The sequence below is a fragment of the Streptomyces sp. WELS2 genome (genome assembly GCF_013870595.1).
In the GTDB taxonomy this organism is placed as follows: domain Bacteria; phylum Actinomycetota; class Actinomycetes; order Streptomycetales; family Streptomycetaceae; genus Streptomyces.
In genome coordinates this window covers 1-3338 of the sequence record NZ_JACBWZ010000695.1, presented here as the reverse complement: position 1 = coordinate 3338, position 3338 = coordinate 1, and the positions used below count along the sequence as shown (strand labels likewise).

3 protein-coding genes are annotated in these 3338 nt (G+C 74.5%); 1 reads left to right on the top strand and 2 read right to left on the bottom strand.

The annotated features are described in order from the left end of the window. Positions 1 to 1371, top strand: a 1371-nt coding sequence (locus H5J33_RS28285) for an alpha/beta hydrolase (RefSeq protein ID WP_181797670.1), incomplete at its 5' end; no start/stop codon positions are given. 80 nt (positions 1372 to 1451) lie between these two features. Here H5J33_RS28285 and hemQ read toward each other — a convergent pair. Both hemQ and hemG read right to left on the bottom strand, forming a co-directional pair. After that, a complete protein-coding gene (hemQ, locus tag H5J33_RS28280) occupies positions 1452 to 2183 on the bottom strand; it encodes a hydrogen peroxide-dependent heme synthase (RefSeq protein WP_181797669.1) in 732 nt (243 codons plus the stop codon). A gap of 5 nt (positions 2184 to 2188) precedes the next feature. Further along, a partial coding sequence (gene hemG, locus H5J33_RS28275; protein WP_181797668.1) for a protoporphyrinogen oxidase occupies positions 2189 to 3338 on the bottom strand: 1150 nt, incomplete at its 5' end.

The window sequence follows — 3338 nt, the reverse complement described above, 5'->3', positions numbered from 1 at the left end:
GGCACGGTGAGCGTCCCGCTGGACTACGCCCACCCCGAAGGGGAGCAGATCGAGCTGACCGTCAGCCGGGCCCGGGCCACCCAGCAGGACCCGCACAACAGCAAGCGGAAGGTCCCCCGGCAGGGCGCCCTGGTCTTCGCCCCGGGCGGCCCCGGCGCCTCCGGCATGTACTTCCCGCTGGCCGGCACGCTTCCCCCGTGGCAGCAGATCGCCGCCGCCTACGACCTGGTCGGCTACGCCCCGCGCGGGGTGGGCCGCTCGGCACCGCTGTCCTGCGAGGATCCAGAACGCTTCCTCGAGGCGCCCACCGACGCACCGGAACACCCCTCGGAGGCGTACAAACGGGAGCGCGTCACGCGGGCGCGGGCGTACGCGCGCGGCTGCGCCCGGCGGTCCGGGACCCGGCTGCGCCACTACACCTCGCTGAACAACGCCCGGGACCTGGACGTGCTGCGGGCCGCGCTGGGCGAGGACCGGCTGACCTTCATGGGCGCCTCGTACGGCACCTACTTCGGCGCGCTGTACGCGGCGATGTTCCCCTCCCACGTGCGGCGCATGGTGCTGGACGCGGCGGTGGACCCGGACCCGGAGAAGATCTGGTACCGCGGCAATCTGGAGCAGTCGGCGGCGTTCGAGGACCGCTGGGCGGACTTCCGGGACTGGATCGCCGGGCACGACGACGTGTACCGGCTCGGCACCACGCCCGAGCGGGTGCAGCGCGCCTACGACACCGCGCGCGACCGGCTGGCCGGGAAGGTGGGCCCCGGCGAGCTGCACAACGCGTTCCTGACCGCCGCGTACTACGAGGACTACTGGCCGAGCCGGGCCGCGGCCCTCTCGGCCTATCTGCACGGCGACCCCGGGCCGCTGGTCCGGCTGGCCGCGCCGCACCCGGAGACGGCCGCCGAGGCGGAGAACGCGTCGGCCGTGTACACCGCCGTCGAGTGCAACGACGCCCCCTGGCCGACGGACTGGCGGGTGTGGGACCGCGACAACACCCGCCTCGCCCGGGTGGCGCCCTTCGAGACCTGGGACAACGCCTGGACGAACCTGCCGTGCGCCTACTGGCCGGCGCCCCGGCAGCAGCCGCTGGACGTGCGGACCGGGCCGGGCGAGCTGCCGCCGGTGCTGATCCTGGCGGCCGAGCGGGACGCCGCGGCGCCGTACCAGGGGGCGCTGTCGATGAACCGGCGGCTGGCCGGGTCGGTGCTGGTGACGGAGCGGGACGCGGGGACGCACGGGATCGCGGGCGGGCCGAACGCCTGCGTCAACGGGCACCTGTACGCGTACCTGCTGGAGGGCCGGGTGCCGGCGCGGCACGCGTCGTGCGCGCCACGCCGGCCTCCGGCGGCTCGGCCCGAAGGCGCCTAGTGGGGTGGCCTGTCATGCCGTCGGGCGGCTGCGGGACGTTGTGCTTCCTCGCGCCGTTCCCCGCGCCCCTTCGGGGCGGCTCAGGCGAGCCCTGCCACCAGGTCGCCGATGTCCTTGCGGCGGCCCGTGAAGAACGGGACCTCCTCGCGGACGTGCATACGGGCCTCGGAGCCGCGCAGGTGGCGCATGAGGTCGACGATGCGGTACAGCTCGTCGGCCTCGAAGGCGAGGATCCACTCGTAGTCGCCGAGGGAGAACGAGGCGACCGTGTTGGCGCGCACGTCCGGGTAGCCGCGGGCCATCTTGCCGTGGTCGGCGAGCATCCGGCGGCGGTCCTCGTCGGGCAGCAGGTACCAGTCGTAGGAGCGCACGAACGGGTAGACGCTGACGTAGTTCCGGGGCGTCTCGTCGGCGAGGAACGCCGGGATGTGCGAGCGGTTGAACTCGGCCGGGCGGTGCAGCGCCATGTTCGACCAGACCGGCTCCAGCGCGCGGCCCAGTCTGGTGCGGCGGAAGAGGTTGTACGCCTCCTGGAGCTGGTCGCTGGTCTCGGCGTGCCACCAGATCATGAGGTCGGCGTCGGCGCGCAGACCGGACACGTCGTAGGTGCCGCGGACCGTGACGTCCTTGGCGGCGAGCTGGTCGAACAGCTCCTGGACCTCGTCGGCGTATCCCGCGCGGTCCTCCGGCAGGGCGTCCTTCAGCTTGAAGACCGACCACAGGGTGTAGCGGATGACCTCGTTGAGGTCCTTGGCCAGCTTGCCCTTGTTCGGGATCCTGCCGGACTCGGTGATGGGGGCGTCGTCACTCATGGTCCCTATTCTCCCGCTCCGCCGTGCAGGCTCTGCACCGGGTTGGCCGTCAGCTCCCGGACGCCTCGGTCGTCGCCCGCCAGCCGGTCCACCGCGGCGTAGGCGCTCGCGATGCACGCCGGGATGCCCACGCCGTCGTACTGGGCGCCGCACACCGCGAGCCCCGGGAGCTTGGCGACGTGCTCGCGGACGCGGGCCACGCGCGCGTGGTGCCCGACGGGGTACTGGGGCAGGCCGTCGGTCCAGCGGGTGACCCTGGTCTCCACCGGGACGGCGTCCAGGCCGGTGGCCTCGCGCAGGTCGTGCCGGGAGACCTCCACCAGGCCGGCGTCGTCCCGGCCGAGGATCTCCGTCTCGCCGTGGCGGCCCACGGAGGTGCGCAGCACCACCATCTCCGGGTCCTCCTCGGCGATCCAGGCCCACTTGCGGGAGGCGAAGGTGGACGCCTTGATGGTGCGGCCGTCGACGGGCGGCACGAGGAAGCCGCTGCCCTCGGGCAGACGCGCGTCGGCGCGCCGGTAGGCGAGGGTGACCAGGGCCATGGAGGCGTACTCGACGGCGGCCAGCTCGGCGGCGGCCCCCGGGGCCTCGGCGCGCAGCAGCGTGGCGGCGGCCGGGGCGGGTACGGCGACCACGACCGCGTCGGCGCGCAGCACGCGCTCGCCCGCGGTGATCCGCCAGCCGTCCGGCTCCCGGCGCAGTTCGCGGGCGGGGGCGCCGGTGAGGATCTCGCCGCCGCGGGCGCGCACCGACTCGGCGACCGCGAGCGGCAGCCGGCCGATGCCGCCGGCGATGCCCATGAAGACCGGCCCGGTCTGCCGCTGTGCGGCGGCCTTCGCCTGGATCTCGCGGACGCCCTCGGTGAGGGAGGTGTGGGCACGGGCGGCCTGGAAGAGCTGCGGGACGGCCGAGCGCATCGAGATGCGGTAGGCGTCGCCCGCGTACACCCCGCCCAGCAGCGGTTCCACGAGGCGGTCGACGACCTCGCGGCCGAGCCGGGCCGCCACGTACTCGCCGACGGCCACGTCGTCGCCCGTCTCGGTGCGGGGCAGGTCGGCGTCGCGCTCGATGCGGGCCAGGCCCTCGGCGGACAGGACTCCGGTCAGCGCGGCGGCCGTGCCGGGCACGCCCATCACATGGCCCTTGGGCATGGGC